Annotated in this window: 15 protein-coding genes; 9 read left to right on the plus strand and 6 right to left on the minus strand. The window is 47.9% G+C overall.

All coding sequences use genetic code 11. From position 1 onward, the window contains the following. Positions 1-69: 69 nt before the first annotated feature. The 5 genes from CWC33_RS03155 to rppH all read right to left on the minus strand — a co-directional run bounded on the left by CWC33_RS03155 (position 70) and on the right by rppH (position 5,499). Complete coding sequence (locus tag CWC33_RS03155; protein WP_100690750.1) at positions 70-921, minus strand: thymidylate synthase; 852 nt, start codon at positions 919-921, stop codon at positions 70-72. Positions 922-1,103: 182 nt separating this feature from the next. After that, positions 1,104-1,901 (minus strand): prolipoprotein diacylglyceryl transferase, encoded by a 798-nt coding sequence (gene lgt, locus CWC33_RS03160; protein WP_100690751.1) that lies wholly within the window; start codon positions 1,899-1,901, stop codon positions 1,104-1,106. Between the two features lie 18 nt (positions 1,902-1,919). Then, positions 1,920-2,711 (minus strand): sulfite exporter TauE/SafE family protein, encoded by a 792-nt coding sequence (locus CWC33_RS03165; RefSeq protein ID WP_088768832.1) that lies wholly within the window; start codon positions 2,709-2,711, stop codon positions 1,920-1,922. A gap of 2 nt (positions 2,712-2,713) precedes the next feature. After that, the gene (gene ptsP / locus CWC33_RS03170; RefSeq protein WP_198511840.1) at positions 2,714-4,984 is read right to left on the minus strand and encodes a phosphoenolpyruvate--protein phosphotransferase; all 2,271 of its coding nucleotides are present in this window, start codon (positions 4,982-4,984) and stop codon (positions 2,714-2,716) included. Between the two features lie 2 nt (positions 4,985-4,986). Next, a complete protein-coding gene (gene rppH / locus CWC33_RS03175; protein WP_088768834.1) occupies positions 4,987-5,499 on the minus strand; it encodes an RNA pyrophosphohydrolase in 513 nt (170 codons plus the stop codon). A gap of 94 nt (positions 5,500-5,593) precedes the next feature. Here rppH and mutH point away from each other — a divergent pair, with 94 nt between their 5' ends. Next, the gene (gene mutH, locus CWC33_RS03180; protein WP_100690753.1) at positions 5,594-6,268 is read left to right on the plus strand and encodes a DNA mismatch repair endonuclease MutH; all 675 of its coding nucleotides are present in this window, start codon (positions 5,594-5,596) and stop codon (positions 6,266-6,268) included. Between the two features lie 133 nt (positions 6,269-6,401). Then, on the plus strand, positions 6,402-7,061 hold the full coding sequence (locus tag CWC33_RS03185) for a DUF2982 domain-containing protein (RefSeq protein ID WP_100690754.1): 660 nt from the start codon (positions 6,402-6,404) through the stop codon (positions 7,059-7,061). Positions 7,062-7,096: 35 nt separating this feature from the next. Here CWC33_RS03185 and CWC33_RS03190 read toward each other — a convergent pair whose 3' ends face one another. Next, the gene (locus CWC33_RS03190) at positions 7,097-7,831 is read right to left on the minus strand and encodes an EAL domain-containing protein (protein WP_100690755.1); all 735 of its coding nucleotides are present in this window, start codon (positions 7,829-7,831) and stop codon (positions 7,097-7,099) included. Between the two features lie 125 nt (positions 7,832-7,956). Here CWC33_RS03190 and CWC33_RS03195 point away from each other — a divergent pair, with 125 nt between their 5' ends. From CWC33_RS03195 to CWC33_RS03225, 7 genes are all read left to right on the plus strand, one after another. Beyond that, on the plus strand, positions 7,957-8,379 hold the full coding sequence (locus CWC33_RS03195) for an ATP-dependent zinc protease family protein (protein ID WP_100690756.1): 423 nt from the start codon (positions 7,957-7,959) through the stop codon (positions 8,377-8,379). Continuing rightward, on the plus strand, positions 8,376-9,281 hold the full coding sequence (rimK, locus tag CWC33_RS03200) for a 30S ribosomal protein S6--L-glutamate ligase (RefSeq protein WP_100690757.1): 906 nt from the start codon (positions 8,376-8,378) through the stop codon (positions 9,279-9,281). Before CWC33_RS03195 ends, rimK begins: the two co-directional genes overlap by 4 nt. Before the next feature lies 1 nt (position 9,282). Beyond that, a complete protein-coding gene (locus CWC33_RS03205) occupies positions 9,283-10,299 on the plus strand; it encodes a succinylglutamate desuccinylase/aspartoacylase family protein (RefSeq protein WP_100690758.1) in 1,017 nt (338 codons plus the stop codon). Further along, a complete protein-coding gene (locus tag CWC33_RS03210; RefSeq protein ID WP_100690759.1) occupies positions 10,296-10,652 on the plus strand; it encodes an Hpt domain-containing protein in 357 nt (118 codons plus the stop codon). The genes CWC33_RS03205 and CWC33_RS03210 overlap by 4 nt, the downstream gene beginning before the upstream one ends. Before the next feature lie 77 nt (positions 10,653-10,729). After that, positions 10,730-12,436, plus strand: a complete 1,707-nt coding sequence (locus CWC33_RS03215) for a DUF342 domain-containing protein (RefSeq protein ID WP_100690760.1) — start codon at positions 10,730-10,732, stop codon at positions 12,434-12,436. A 12-nt stretch (positions 12,437-12,448) separates the two neighbouring features. Further along, positions 12,449-13,453 carry a class I SAM-dependent methyltransferase gene (locus CWC33_RS03220; RefSeq protein WP_100690761.1) on the plus strand — a complete coding sequence of 335 codons (1,005 nt, stop codon included), beginning with the start codon at positions 12,449-12,451 and terminating at the stop codon, positions 13,451-13,453. Between the two features lie 94 nt (positions 13,454-13,547). Next, on the plus strand, positions 13,548-15,167 hold the full coding sequence (locus CWC33_RS03225) for an ATP-binding protein (RefSeq protein ID WP_100690762.1): 1,620 nt from the start codon (positions 13,548-13,550) through the stop codon (positions 15,165-15,167). Positions 15,168-15,232 lie beyond the last annotated feature (65 nt).

Below are 15,232 nucleotides of genomic sequence, written 5' to 3' on the forward strand. Positions count from 1 at the left end.
CGAGGGACGGTGTAACCTGACGCCATTGGTACGTTACGGAGATACCTCACCTGATGCAATAGCATCAGGCTACACGGCGAATGGGTATTTAATGGGTTCGTGGCATTGATAACCGCTGACGGTGAAATCGTCTTTACTGACCCAGGTTTCAATGTCTTCTAACGACTTTATCTCAGGGTTAATGTGCAACTGAGGCGATGGAAAAGGCTCACGTTTTAGCTGGACATCACGCATTAACTCTAGCTGGTTTTCATAAATGTGAGCGTTCACTATCTTATGGTAGGCCTTACCCGGTTTGTGCCCGGTAATTTGTGCGACCAGAGCCAGCAGAACAAAGCACTGAATTTGGTTAAAGTTGAGCCCCAGCGGTACGTCGCAGCTGCGCTGGTACGAGGTTAAGTAAAGCGTGTCGCCTAACAGCGAAAAGTTGTGGGTATGCATACACGGGCGCAAACAGCCTAACTCAAATTCCCCCGGGTTATAGAAGGTGACTATTTCACCGCGATCATCAATGCCTTTTGACAGGTTATTAACTACTTTTTTCAGCTGATCTAAATGGCTTCCGTCAGGCTTTTGCCAAGAGCGACCCTGTACTCCATAAACCCGGCCCATGTCATCTTCGCCTTTGCGGTTCGGATTGTTCAGCCAAGCCTGGTTTTCATTGGCATTGGCATCCCAAGTTTTGCAGCCAATATCACGAAACTGGGCCGCATTGTCGTAGCCGCGTAAATACCCTAAAAGCTCAGCAATAGCTGACTTATAATAACTTTTGCGAGTGGTAATGAGCGGGAATTGGTTGTTGGCTACATCGTACTCTAAGTCGGCGTTTATAACCGTTAGACAATTAATGCCTGTACGTTCGTTTTTAACCCAAACACCTTCGTCGACAATGCGTTGGCACAGTTCTAAATATTGTTTCATTTTTTATGTGAATTTTGTTGTGCGTAATGTTTTCTATCGTACCTGATGCTGTAGCCTGATGCTATTGCATCAGGTGCGATATTACCTACGGCAAGCATGTGGAAATAGTAAATTTTTGCTGGTAACTGCTCTATCTCACCTGACGTAAACGTCAGGCTACATCTCGCATCAGACTACATCCATCAACCCTTAGGTGGTTGTTTCTGTGCACGAACCATCAGAAGAATACCTAAAATAATCATTGGCAGAGTCAGCCACTGGCCCATGGACATTCCGAGTGACAATAAACCTAAATGCGCGTCTGGCTCGCGGAAGAATTCGACAATAAAGCGGGCAATACCGTAGCCCAGCAGGAATAATCCACTTACTGCGCCAGTGCCGCGAGGTTTACGTTGGAACCATAAGATAACTAAAAACAACAGCAAACCTTCTAACAGCGCTTCGTATAGCTGCGACGGATGACGCGCTACCGGTCCGCCGCTGGGGAAGTACATTGCCCAGGGCACTTCTGCCGCACGACCCCAAAGCTCGCCATTAATAAAATTACCGATACGCCCGAAGAATAAGCCCATAGGCACTAGCGGTGCCACAAAATCCCCCACTTGCAGGAAATCGCGCTTTTTCTTTTTCGCATAGAGGTACATAGCCGTAATCACACCGAGTAATCCCCCGTGAAACGACATGCCGCCTTCATGGACGTAGAATATATAGAGCGGGTCAGCTAAAAAGTAGTCGAAGTGATAAAACAACGTGTAGCCAACGCGACCACCGACAAAGACGCCAATGAAGCACCAGAACAATAAGTCGCTGAACTGTTCTTTGTTCCAGTTTTCGTTTGTTTTGGTCTGACGGACACCCCAAAAATAAGCAAAGGCGAACGCAACAAGATAACTGATTCCATACCAATGCACATCAATTGGACCGATGCTAAAAGCCACCGGGTCTATCGCTGGAAACTGCCAGTATTCGTTCGAAGGCACTGCGGACACTCCCTTGTTCTATTTAAAAATGAGTTGCACGGCGACAATAATTAAAAAGGCCGCAAACACGCGTTGCAACTGCTTAACCGGTAATTTATGAGCGAGCTTGGCCCCTAGTGGCGCCATTAAAACTGACGCAACTGAAATACCTATCCAAGCGGGTATGTGTATCAACCCAAAAGCGCCGGTGGCTTTACCAGACAACCAGCCATTCGCGATAAACATGACGACGGAACTGCAACCAATAATAAAGCTACCAAGCGACGATATTGCGATAGCCTGGCGCACCGGCAGTCGCATTTTCGTTAGAAATGGTACAGTCAACGCACCACCACCAATACCAACCAGCCCCGATATGGTACCAATAATATAGCTCCCCAGAGCCACTAACCGCTTGGATACCGACGTCATAGGCTCGCCTGTTTTTTGAGGCATAACCATGCGAGCCGCCAACGCAATTAACACGATGGAGAAAATGCGTTTCAGCCAGTCGGGATCAATTACAGTAACCAGATATGCGCCGGTCATCGCCCCTATCGATAATCCCGGCAGTACACGTATTAACCAAAACTTTTCCATTAAACCGTGCTTCGCGTGAGAGCGCGATGCACTCGCCGTTGTCATACAAACGGTCGCCAAACTGGTCGCAATAGCTGAGGGTACAACCAACTCAGGCGGCACACCGATTATAGGTAATAAGTAAATAAGCAGTGGTACAATAACCAAGCCACCACCAATACCGAGCATACCGGCCAGCAAGCCCGCAACCGTTCCGCCGCCCAAACATAAAAGCCAGGTGCTTAATAACATAATTACTTCCCTGCCCGCACAAAGCCGCCAAGCCCCATGCTTTCCATTTTATCCGCTATCATATTGCGTATTTGCTCTGGATTACGCGCTTGCAACGCTTTTGCCAGCATCACGTTAAGCGTACTTGAGCGCACGTTGCGAAGAATCCACCGTACTCTGTCCACGTTGTAACTGTTCATACTTAGCTGTCGGTATCCCATTGCAACCAAAAGTAAGGCTCCGCCAGGGTCACCGGCTAATTCGCCACAAACACTGACAGGTTTACCCAAGTCTTCACAACGTCGGGCTATTTCATCTAAGCTTGCCAATACCGCGGGATGGTAAGCGTCATATAAATGCGCTACGCGGCGGTTATTTCGGTCAACGGCTAACAAATATTGTGTTAGGTCATTGCTGCCCACTGAGAAAAAGTCGACTTTGCTGGCCATTGCCGGTAACTGATAAATAGCCGCTGGCACCTCAATCATCACACCCAGCTGTGGTTGAAATAAGTTCACGCCAACCTCACAGCCTTGCTCTTCTGCAACTTCAAAGTAGGCCTGCTTAATCAGCCGTGAGGCTTCGTCGACTTCACTGGTGCTGGTTATCATCGGCAGTAAAATTCGTAAATTACTCTTGCCGATACTCGCCCTTAGCATTGCCCGAATTTGTATCAGAAAAATTTCAGGGTGATCGAGCGTTAAGCGAATACCGCGCCAGCCAAGGAAAGGGTTGTCTTCCTGCAGCGGGAAATAAGGTAATGGCTTGTCACCGCCGACGTCTAACGTTCGCATCACAACAGGCCGGTCGGGAAACTGCTCAAGTACCTCCTGGTACATTTCCGTTTGCTCATCTTCTGTCGGAAGCTGGTCGCGCATCATGAACGGGATTTCTGAACGGTACAGCCCCACACCGTCAATATTCAGAGTTTGTAGATAGTCATGAGCGACATCTAAACCAAGATTCAAGTGCAGGCTCACCCGCTGGCCGTCTTGCGTTTCAGCCGGTAAGTGGCTGTGTTCAGAGACGATATCTTTGAGCTCTTGCTCCTCTTCCGCCAACTGATGAAACTGGCTCAGAACCTGTGGCGGTGGGTCAATATACACTTCACCGGTGTAGCCATCGACGGCCAGTTGACGATCGGAGAAAAAGTGCAAATCGATATCATCAATACCTAACACGGCCGGAATGCCCATGCTGCGAGCCATGATAGCGGCATGCGAGTTACTGGAACCGTTCAGTGAAATAATACCGTCAATATGATCTTGTGGGAGTTCAGCTAGCATAGAGGCCGTTACTTCGTCCGCCACCAGAATGAAGCTCTCTGGCAGTTGCTGACGCCTACGTTGACGATTCTGCAAGTGCATGAGTACACGCTGACCAATATCCCGGACATCGGTCGCGCGCTCTTTTAAATACGAGTCCTCCAGCGCTTCAAACTGGGAAACAAACTGCTCTACTACGTGCTTTAACGCCGTTTGGGCTCTCCAGCCCTCTTTGATCATATTCTCGACAGCGTCCCCTAAACTGGCGGCATCAAGCATACCTTGATACACGTCGAAAATAGCGAGTGTGTCATCGGGTACCTGACCCGCCATGCGCCTTGATAGCTCTTTTAAGTCGGCTCGTGTGCGCGCAACGGCCTGACGAAACTTACGAATTTCATGAACAGGTTTATCAGAGCGCTTAGGAGTGACTTCATCCAGTCTCGCTTCCGGTCGGGATACGTAAGCATCGCCAACGGCGACACCAGGAGACCCCGGAAGTCCGCGTAGGCTATGAATCCACGGCGAGTGGTCGCTGGCCAAAAGACCTTTGGCATCAGCGTGAGCAATAACCACCGCCAACTGCGCCGCCAGAGTAACAATGAAAGCCTCTTCTTCGCGGGTAAACTGACGAGCAACGCTTTGGTGAACCACGACAATACCCAGCACCTTTCTGCGATGGATAATCGGTGCCGCCAATAGGCCGCGATAGATGTTTTCGTTGGTGTCGACCAACTTCTTATTGGCGGGATGCTGACTGGCATCAGCAATATTCAAAGGCTCTTCCCGCTGTGCAGCGAGACTGATGATACCTTCACCGAAATCGACGCGGATAGCCGAACCGTCCTCTGTCCGCAAGCCATCGCTGGCGGCCATCACAAACTGACGTTGATCGTTGTCAGCGATAAACACACTGCAACTGTCTGTTTCTAGCGCTTCGCGTACCTGACCGACCATGGTATTGAGTGCCATGTTAAAGTCAGGCGCCTTATTCACGCCTTCAACAATTCTTTGCAGTGTGACTAACATCATTATCTTCTACGTCGGTGGTGACGTCCTCCAGACGAACGAAATGGCATAGCATGCGAGGCAAATTCTTTCATGACCCGACGGTAGACATCGCGCTTAAAAGAAACGACCTGTCTCACCGGGTACCAATAGCTTACCCAACGCCAGCCATCGAACTCAGGATGACCTGAATGCAAAACATCGACGTCTTCTTCTCGACATTTCAGGCGCAGTAAAAACCACTTTTGTTTTTGTCCAACACACATGGGCCGTTGTTCACGTCGAATCAGTCGTTTAGGCAACCGATAACGCAACCAGTGACGGCTGGTGTACAGAATTTCGACCTGCTCAGGTTTTAAACCGACTTCTTCATAAAGTTCTCGGTACATTGCCTGCTCAGGCGTCTCGCCGTCGTGAATGCCTCCTTGTGGAAACTGCCAGCTCTGCTGGTTAATTCGACGAGCCCAAAATACCTGCCCATGCCCGTTACAGATGACGATTCCTACGTTGGGTCGGAATCCTTCAGCATCTATCACGCGAGCATCCTCAATTATTCTCTGTTACAGTGGATTCTTCCATAAAGCCCGGTTTCGGGCAAATACTCATTTTGGATTTGCGCAGATTTACGACATGACAGACAAGCCTTCTCGCCCCGCCTCCGTTGACGAATTGTTCCAGCGCGCCGCTGCACTGGCAGGAAAACGCTTTTCAGAACTTGCCGAGCAAGTGGGGCTAACCGCTCCAGAAAACTTGCGCCGCGACAAAGGTTGGGTTGGTCAGCTGCTGGAGCTGCACCTTGGTGCTACCGCCGGCTCTAAACCGACCCAGGACTTTCCAGAATTAGGAGTTGAGCTAAAAACACTGCCGGTAACGCCCGAAGGCGAGCCGTTAGAAACCACGTTTGTCTGCAGCGCCCCGCTAACGAACATTGAAGGGGTGCAATGGGCTACTTCAAACGTACGAAATAAACTTCAGCATGTGCTTTGGCTGCCGATTGATGGGCGTCGTGACGTACCGGTTCCCGAGCGAGTCGTGGGCAGCGCCTTTCTGTGGGCGCCGAACACGGAAGAAGAGGGCTTACTTCGTGAAGATTGGGAGGAGCACATGGATCGCATTGCCTTAGGTCAAGTGGAGAGTATTACCGCGCGCCAGGGCGAAGTCATGCAAATACGACCGAAAGCGGCCGATGGGTCTGTTCTGACCGACGCTATTGGCCCCGACGGCACAATGATAAAAGTTCGTCCCCGTGGTTTTTATCTGAAAAAGGACTTTACCCGCCAAATTCTCCGGCGTGTTTTTGCCTGATACAACCTTTTGTAGCCCGACGCTATTGCATCAGGTACGATGGTGAACCATGATTAGCCTATGAATTCAAAACCTCACCTGACGTAAATAACGTCAGGCTACAGAAACCTCTTTGTAGCGATAAAGGAACGCGATGCAATTTACGGTAAGCCCACAAGCAAGACGTAACGCGATCAGTTTTTGCGGAATTGCGCTATTTATACTCGCGCTACTGGTGTTTTTGCATTTGATTCGGGAGGATATTCCCGTTGGCGTTTCCGTGGTACTCGGCGCTGCCTCCGGTATCTTTATGCTGCTTGGGATTGGTAAGCTTATAGAGCCCCCAATCTCATTGGTGATTACCCCAGAAGGTATTCAGTACCTGCATCGCCGCGGAGAGTGGCACATTCGCTGGGAAAACATCATTCGCTTTGATGTCCCCAGAGTTAATCGTGTGCTTGAATTGGAAGACGCCCCATTTTTAGGTTTCAGACTGCATAACGTAGAAGAAGTGTTAGACGAAATATCGCCTCGACTAGCATCCACATTACTGTTTGAACAGCGCCAGCTACTGACTATGGCGCTAAGACATCAAGCGCCAGATAGAGAAGACTATACGCCCTATTTTGACATACCGGACAGCTACATATCACCTAATGGCAAAGTGTATAAAGGCTTGATTGGCGTTTTTGGCAAGCGAATGGAGCAAATGCGGGAGCTGTTGGGTTACGATCTTTATGTAAGTGCTAATGCTTTAGACCGTGACATTTATGAATTTAAGGCCCACCTTCAGCGTTTACAGGCGAGCCGTTAAAATCGCACCTGATGCAATAGAATCAGGCTACGTGGTTACCGAAATACGACCGGCTGTATGGCTTCTAGCATGGGTTTCTGAAAGAAGTAGCCTTGCATAAGCGATACACCGGCGTCCTGCAGATACTTTAATTCTCTTTCGGTTTCTATGCCTTCAGCGATAACCCGAATGCCAAGCTGCTCGGCAATATCTAAAATACCTCGCACCAATACCTGATTCACTCTATTGGCATCAATGTCGCGAATCAGCTTCATATCAATTTTAATAATATCAGGCTGAAAATCTGACAATAAGTTCAATCCGGAGTACCCAGACCCGAAGTCATCAATAGCCGTTAAAAAACCTTCTTTGCGGTAGGCTTTAAACACATCCACCAAAAAGTCCTGACTAACCACTTTTTCCTGCTCAGTCACTTCAAAGATGATGTTGTGTTTATCGAAGCCAGTTTTACGTGCCGTTGACAGCGTTTTCGCCAAACAAGTCTCCGGTTCATAAATCGCGTTTGGCATAAAGTTAATGCTGAGCTTGGTGGGCAGCTCAATTCTTGACGCTGTTTCAATCGCCTTAACCCGACAACTTTGATCGAAAGTATATTTGGTATCTTCCGTGACCCGACCTAATACTTCTCCGGCTCCCTCGCCATTTTCTCCGCGAACTAACGCTTCGTAGGCAAATACATTTTTCTGGCTGGCGTCAACAATCGGTTGAAAAGCCATTTTTATACCGAAGTTGAGCGGCGTTCGGCAATCGCATCCTGGACATGCAGACATAAATTTTCCTTGCTTACTCTTTCATCGTCTTCAAACGAAAAAATTCTTTTAAATGATCACTAAAAAAATTGCCTTTTTTGAGAAATACTGTATTAAGCACTCAGCATTAATTACAAGGTAGCACAATGACAACAATTGGTTGGAGAGAGTGGGGTCACCTCCCCGAGCTAGGCATTAGTAACATTCACATGAAAGTCGATACGGGAGCTAAAACTTCCTGTTTGCATGCTTTTCAGCTTGAACCCTTTATGAAAAAAGGTGAAGAATGGCTGCGTATATTTGTTCACCCTAAGCAGGACTCGCAGGAAGAGCACGTCTGTGAAGCTAAAGTTCACGATAAACGAGACGTTACTGATTCTGGTGGGCACACTGAAACCCGTTATGTCATAAAGACTCGTCTCGTGCTAGGTTCATTTGACCAGAAGGTCGAACTAACCTTAACTAACAGAGACACGATGAAATTCAGAATGTTGTTAGGACGTCAGGCCATGCGTGGGCATTTCCTGGTCAACCCTGATGCCTCTCACTTACTTGGAGATGTAAAATGAGAATAGCGATTTTATCGCGAAACTCTTCGCTGTATTCGACTCGCCGGTTGATTGAAGCGGCGCGTGATCGCGGTCACGAAGTTGACGTACTTAATCCGCTGAGCTGCTACATGAACATTAATGCTCGTGAGTCGTCCATTCACAAACATGGTAAAGAACTGCCACATTACGACTGCGTTATTCCGCGTATTGGCGCTTCAGTCACTTTCTATGGTACTGCCGTGTTGCGTCAGTTTGAGATGATGGGTACCTATCCGTTAAATGAGTCAGTCGCTATTTCGCGTAGCCGCGACAAGTTACGCTCATTACAACTGCTATCGCGCAAAGGCATTGGATTGCCAACGACAGGCTTTGCGAGTCAGCCACAGGATATTCCTGACCTTATTGAAATGGTTGGCGGTGCACCGTTAGTGATTAAGTTACTCGAAGGCACTCAGGGTATTGGTGTAGTGCTGGCTGAAACTCGCCAGGCGGCTGAAAGCGTTATTGAAGCGTTTATGGGCTTGCAGTCGAATATTATGGTGCAGGAATACATTAAAGAAGCCGGTGGTGCTGACATTCGTTGTTTTGTTATTGGTGACAAAGTTATTGCCGCAATGAAACGCCAAGCCAAACCCGGAGAGTTTCGTTCAAACCTTCATCGTGGTGGGAGCGCCTCGTTGGTCAAGCTGACTCCCGCCGAGCGGGCAACGGCCGTTAAAGCTGCAAAAACCATGGGGTTAAATGTGGCTGGTGTGGATATCTTGCGTTCGAACCACGGGCCGCTGATTATGGAAGTGAACTCATCACCGGGCCTTGAAGGTATTGAGCAGGCAACAGAAAAAGATGTTGCAGCACAAATTATTACTTTCTTAGAAAAAAACGCCAAAGCGCATAAAACGCGTACGAAAGGAAAAGGCTGACATGCAGCGGTTTGAGCTTGCCGGGCAGTCGATTGAACCTGGCTCACACCAACACATTACGCTGCCGGCGGTTCGGCTTTATAACGACGCGCCATTGGATTTACGTATCGATGTATTCCATGGCACCAAGCCGGGCCCGGTGCTGCTGGTTTCTGCCGCTATTCACGGTGACGAGCTCAACGGTATTGAAGTCTGTCGCCGTTTAATTAACGAAACTGACGCCCGCAACCTTTCAGGCACCTTGATTGTTGTGCCTATCGTGAACCTATTTGGCTTTATTCAGCAGTCTCGTTATTTACCTGATCGCCGTGACTTAAACCGCTGCTTCCCGGGTTCGGAGCGCGGCGCTTTAGGCAGCAGAATGGCTTTTCTGTTCAGTGAAGAGTTGGTGAAAAAGTCTACTCATATTATCGATTTGCATACCGGTGCCATTCATCGTAGCAATTTGCCGCAAATACGAGCAGACGTTGATAACGATAAATCTTTAGCCATGGCTAAGGCCTTTAGCACGCCCGTTATTTTGCACTCCAAGGAACGTGACGGTTCGCTAAGAGCTCTGGCTACGGAGTTGGGCATTCCGCTCATTCTCTACGAGGCCGGAGAAGCATTGCGCTTTGACGAAGCGTCAATAAGTGCCGGGGTTATTGGCGTCCAAAACGTCATGAAGTACCTGAAAATGCTGAAAGGCCGTCGTAAGGGTCGCCGAATTACCGCAGTAATATCGCACCGCTCAACATGGGTCCGTGCCGAACGTGACGGTTTAATATTACCCAAAGTTGAGTTAGGGCAAACCATTCAGAAAGGCCAAATATTGGCGCTGAGTGTTAATCCGCACGGTGGTGCCGACGATCCTATTGAATCGCCCGTTCGGGGGATTATTATCGGTTGTAGCAACATACCGGTTGCAAACGAGGGAGAGGCACTGTTCAATGTGGCGCAGTTTGACAAAGACGTCATATCCGAAGCCACAGAGAGTGTCGATTCATTCACCGAGGTCTACGAGAATAAGCCGTTATGACAACCAATCTGTCAAGCGTTAGCTTTGAGCAAGGGCTTCACCATTGCGATGATGTTCAGCCGCTCTATTGCGAAGTCCTTCGCTGTTATTTAGAGGAATTTTCACCTTTATTAGACGAAAGCTCCCTACTTGCTGACGACGATGAAGCTAAAATTAAACTGCATACTCTTAAAAGTTTAACCGCCACTGTTGGTGCTTATGAGTTCAGCGAGTTTATTGGACAACTATTCAAAAAATGGCCCAAATTGTCTGAAACTGAAAAGAGACAAGAGGTTAGACAAGTTAACTACTTTCTTTTTGAAGTGAATCAAAAAGTCCAACACTATTGTAACGAAAACACTTCGACTGACTAAAAACAATACAAAAACTCATCAAAATTCGTTAATATTGGCCGATAAAATTATAACAACAGTTAGAAAATAGGCGCACAATGTCCAGTCCGGTGAGTTTCCGGGTTTCTGAACGCGATGTGTACATCAGTATTGATGGCGGCACATCGCCTTCAGACGTTAAAGCAGAAGCATTACAGAAAGCCTGGCAGGCGTCTGAGTTTTCGGCTGCCAAATTGTTAGATCCCCAAATGCTGACTCAAACTGCGACAAAGTATGCCCAGCACTTCTCCAAAGACAGCAACAAAAGCATTCCTTTCCAAGTCATCATTGCGGAAATTTTTGATGCTGATCTGAAATTACAAGTCAGCGATGACGACATGAGAGTCACTGCCAGCGGTATTGTCGGGTATGGTGGCAAAGCATTAACGCAGGAAATGATTATTTCTGCGCTACGCGAGAAAAATATTACCTCAGGCATTCAGCGTAAAGGTATTGAAGCGTTAGTCGAACACACAAACGAAGCGCCTCCCGGGGCCGAAATGTCGGTCACTGTTGCCAAAGGCAAACACCCGATCAACGGCAGCAATGCACGTTTTAAACCATTGGTCGATGACGCTCGTAAGCGAGTGTTACGCCCCCAGCTTCGAGAAGACGGTACCGCTGATATGCGCGACTTAGGCGCGCAAGTCACGGTCGACCCCGGCCAGCCGCTGCTGCAGAAAATACCATTGAGTAAAGGTCGACCGGGTTTCACCGTGTTTGGTCAGGAACTCGAGGCAATGGACGGAGAAGATCGTGACTTTGCCCCCGGTGAGGGCACGAAAATAAGTCATGATGATCCGAATGTTATTATCGCTGACCGCACCGGTTTACCCAGTTTTAATGGTAACAGCGTACAGGTTGATGACGTTATGCAGCTTAATAACGTTGATGTTTCAACGGGGCATGTCAAGTTTAAAGGCAGCGTCATCGTAACGGGTAATGTCAGTGAGGGCATGAAAGTGACCTGTACCGGCGATATTACCGTCGGTGGTTACGTCGACTCTGCCGAGCTCTACGCTGATGGCAATATTACCGTGCAGAAAGGCTGTATTGGACGCTTATTAAATGCGTCGGAAACCGGCGAGCACGATGAAGACGCGGATGACTGGATACCAGAGGTATCCACTAAATTGGTCGCGGGTGGTTCGGTTTGGTGCGCTTATGCTCAATATTCGTTTTTTGATGCGAAAAACGGTGTGCATACCAATAAGCAGCTCACGCATTGCCATGTCGTTACAAAAGGTCCTTTGGCAATTGGCGGGGAAGGTAAAGCCGCCAGGGGTAAACTCATTGGTGGCACCATTGAAACCAGTGATCACATCTATTGCGGTCAACTGGGGGCTCCTGCCGGGACCAAAACTCGTATTTACTGGTCGCTACCACCCCACGATCCACAGGCAGTCTCTCATCTCAATCACTTACGTAGCTCTCTCGCTAAGTTGATTGCGCGTGCCAAAACGCTACAGCAAGGTTTGGAACGTTGTAAATCACTTGAGGACGAAGCCAAACGGGTGCAATACCAACAAAAACTGCACGGTGAACTCAAAAAAATAAAGTCCCGAATTACGACGACTCGCATTAGCATTGATTCTGTTTTAGAAGCGTTTGAAACGCACCCGACGTTACGCACCATGGTCAGTCGTGAAGTGTTCCCGGGCATACTCTTTATTTTTAAAGAAAAAAGCCTGCGCATTAAAGAGCACCGCAATGGTACAATGTTCCTACTTGAAGACAAACAACTGCGCGTAGACAGTCTACTGTAACGATTCACTATAATGTCATCTGCTATTTTTTCTTTACTAGAACGTCAAAACGAACAGCCCTGGCGTGACTCAACTTTATTGGTTATTAACCCGCTCGACGATAGCTTGGCCGGCTTAGACAATACCGAAGCCTGGAGCTTTCACGCCGGTATCGCCAGTCAATGGCAAGCGAAAGGCAGGGTCGTTTATTGCCAGGCTTCAGCGCCTGATATGAGCCAGTACACACAAGTCATGTTGGTTGTTGCGAAAGAGAAAGCTCTTAATCACTATATCCTAGAACAACTCAGTGCCTTACCTGAAGGCGCGACCTTATGGTTGGTCGGGGAAAAACGTTCCGGTGTTCAGTCACTGGCGAAAAAGTTACCGGGCAGCTTCTCAAAGGCACATAAAACCGCATCAGGAAATCATTGCCAGTTGTTTAGCGCTGCGCATACTAGCGGAGCTGGAGATCCGCCTCCGTTAACCGATTACGCAACCCACGTGCAGTATGACTTAAACGGGCATTCTGAGCACTTTACCACACTGCCCGGCGTGTTTAGTCAAACACACATTGATCCGGCAACACTGTTACTTTTAAACACGTTAAAAGACACTTCGCTGGGCCGCGTATTAGACTTTGCCTGTGGCGCCGGTGTGATAACCAGTGCGTTGCGCCAGTCCGCCGAACAGTTAACCGCCTGTGACGTTAATCCAATGGCGATAGCTGCCAGCAACATGACGTTCTCACAGCAGGGGATTGAGGTCGATTTGCGTTTGGCCGACGGCTTACCCGATAATTTAGAGATGTTTGACACCATTGTCAGCAACCCGCCTTTTCACACCGGTCAAAAAACTGACTATGCCATTGCTCGTAAATTTTTGGCTAATGCTCGCAAACATTTGAACAAAGGCGGGACGTTATATATCGTTGCGAATCGCTTTTTACCTTGGTCAGAAGTGATTGAGGAAGGCTTTGGACATTGCGACGTTTTAGCAGATGACGGTCGTTATCGTGTCTACAAAGCGACTTGTCGATAAAATCAGCGTTTTATCGTTTAGATGATTACCCTTTTGTTAACGATTTGCTAACATAAATAAACATAAATAAGAATTAAGTTGAGCTGTTAACTGAATGCATACGATTTCACTGAAGCGCATACTCATTTATCTGGTGCTATTAGTCACCAGTTTTGCGCTGCTTATTGGCTTTACCATAAATATTGTCAGCCAAGTTGGACAGTTCGAAAAGTCTTTGCAGGAGCAGGCATTGTCTTATACGCGGATTATCGCCAGCAATGCCGCCAGAACCATCGTTTTTGACGACACCGTTTCCGAAAAGCAACGTCTTGGCACCTTTCAAAACACTCCGTTTATTGAGCATATCCATGTTTATAAAATGGACGAAGCCAGCGGCCAGTTAACCTTTTTCTCCAGTTATAACAAGCAAGGTTTAGCCCCTATTCCGGCGCGCTTTTCAAAGTTAGAGCGATTAACATCGCCAACAATAAACGATTCAAACATTGAGGTGTCCCAGCCCGTGACTCTCGATGGCGACGTTATTGGTTATGTCTATCTAAGAGGCTCGCTAGAACAAGTTAGGTTATTCATGTGGCGGTCTATAGCTGTAGCTGTCGTTGTAGCACTTGTAACCCTACTAGCATGCTGGCTGGCGACGTTGCGGTTACGTAAAGCGATAGTACAACCGCTTGACTCCGTGGTTGATGTTGTATCGCAGGTGGCACGAGATAAAAACTACTCGCTGCGCTTACCGTCGTCGCAACTTGCTGAGTTCGACACCATGGCGCAAGCCTTCAACACCATGCTGGATCGAGTCCAACAGCACATTACCCGACAACGCCGCGCGGAAGAAGAAGCAAGCCAGTTAAATACTCAACTGGAGCAGCAAGTCACACAGCGCACTCAAGCATTGAAAGAATCCAATAGCGAACTCCTGAAAACACTGGAACAGTTGCACCAATACCAGGGACAACTTGTCGAGTCTGAAAAAATGGCGTCGCTAGGTGATATGGTTGCCGGTATCGCACATGAGGTGAACACGCCTATTGGATTATCTGTCACCGCATCAACGCTGCTGCAGGATAAGCTTGCTGTTATGCAAGAGAAGTTTGACGCCAAACGTATTTCAACCAGCGAGTTCGAACGTTTCTTAACAGATTGCGACGAGAATTTGCAGATTATTTACCGCAATTTGAACAGAGCCGCTGACTTAGTGACCAGCTTTAAACAAGTGGCAGTTGACCAATCATCGGAAGTGGATCGTGACATTGAAATCAACAGCTTTATGAACGATGTACTTATGTCAGTGAAACCGCGCCGCTTAAACCCTGAACACTTCCCTATAAACGTTCACTGCGCGGGCGATATCCAGGTTCGAGCGAAAGCCGGCCCTCTTAACCAGATACTCATGAACCTCATTATTAACTCAATGGTTCATGCGTTTGAGGGACGCGAAAAGGGACAAATCGATATCAGTTTTCAATTGGTGAACGATAACGAGCTTGAAATTATATACACTGACAACGGTCAAGGCGTTGACGCCGATATCAGTCGCAAAATATTTGATCCTTTTGTGACAACCAAACGAGGTTCCGGTGGCAGCGGCTTGGGTTTGCATTTGGTTTACAACTTGGTTACGCAGGTTTTAGGCGGCAACATTCACTTTTTCAGTGAAGAAAATAACGGTGTTGAATTTATTATCCGCTTTCCAGTGACCGTGCTCAGCAATGCTTGAAAAATTTGAAACAAAAGTCATAATGTAACGTCATAACTTTTATAATTTGACGCTAACTTTCACGT

This window comes from Idiomarina sp. X4, assembly GCF_002808045.1.
Taxonomy (GTDB): domain Bacteria; phylum Pseudomonadota; class Gammaproteobacteria; order Enterobacterales; family Alteromonadaceae; genus Idiomarina.

Excerpts from the sequence above, each read along its gene's own strand:
- rimK (WP_100690757.1), top strand. The coding sequence starts at position 8,376 with ATGAGAATAGCGATTTTATCGCGAAACTCTTCGCTGTATTCGACTCGC.
- CWC33_RS03225 (WP_100690762.1), top strand. The coding sequence starts at position 13,548 with ATGCATACGATTTCACTGAAGCGCATACTCATTTATCTGGTGCTATTA.
- mutH (WP_100690753.1), top strand. The coding sequence starts at position 5,594 with ATGACAGACAAGCCTTCTCGCCCCGCCTCCGTTGACGAATTGTTCCAG.
- CWC33_RS03210 (WP_100690759.1), top strand. The coding sequence starts at position 10,296 with ATGACAACCAATCTGTCAAGCGTTAGCTTTGAGCAAGGGCTTCACCAT.
- ptsP (WP_198511840.1), bottom strand. The coding sequence starts at position 4,984 with ATGTTAGTCACACTGCAAAGAATTGTTGAAGGCGTGAATAAGGCGCCT.
- CWC33_RS03205 (WP_100690758.1), top strand. The coding sequence starts at position 9,283 with ATGCAGCGGTTTGAGCTTGCCGGGCAGTCGATTGAACCTGGCTCACAC.
- CWC33_RS03185 (WP_100690754.1), top strand. The coding sequence starts at position 6,402 with ATGCAATTTACGGTAAGCCCACAAGCAAGACGTAACGCGATCAGTTTT.
- CWC33_RS03190 (WP_100690755.1), bottom strand. The coding sequence starts at position 7,831 with ATGTCTGCATGTCCAGGATGCGATTGCCGAACGCCGCTCAACTTCGGT.
- CWC33_RS03165 (WP_088768832.1), bottom strand. The coding sequence starts at position 2,711 with ATGTTATTAAGCACCTGGCTTTTATGTTTGGGCGGCGGAACGGTTGCG.
- CWC33_RS03195 (WP_100690756.1), top strand. The coding sequence starts at position 7,957 with ATGACAACAATTGGTTGGAGAGAGTGGGGTCACCTCCCCGAGCTAGGC.
- CWC33_RS03155 (WP_100690750.1), bottom strand. The coding sequence starts at position 921 with ATGAAACAATATTTAGAACTGTGCCAACGCATTGTCGACGAAGGTGTT.
- CWC33_RS03220 (WP_100690761.1), top strand. The coding sequence starts at position 12,449 with ATGTCATCTGCTATTTTTTCTTTACTAGAACGTCAAAACGAACAGCCC.
- CWC33_RS03215 (WP_100690760.1), top strand. The coding sequence starts at position 10,730 with ATGTCCAGTCCGGTGAGTTTCCGGGTTTCTGAACGCGATGTGTACATC.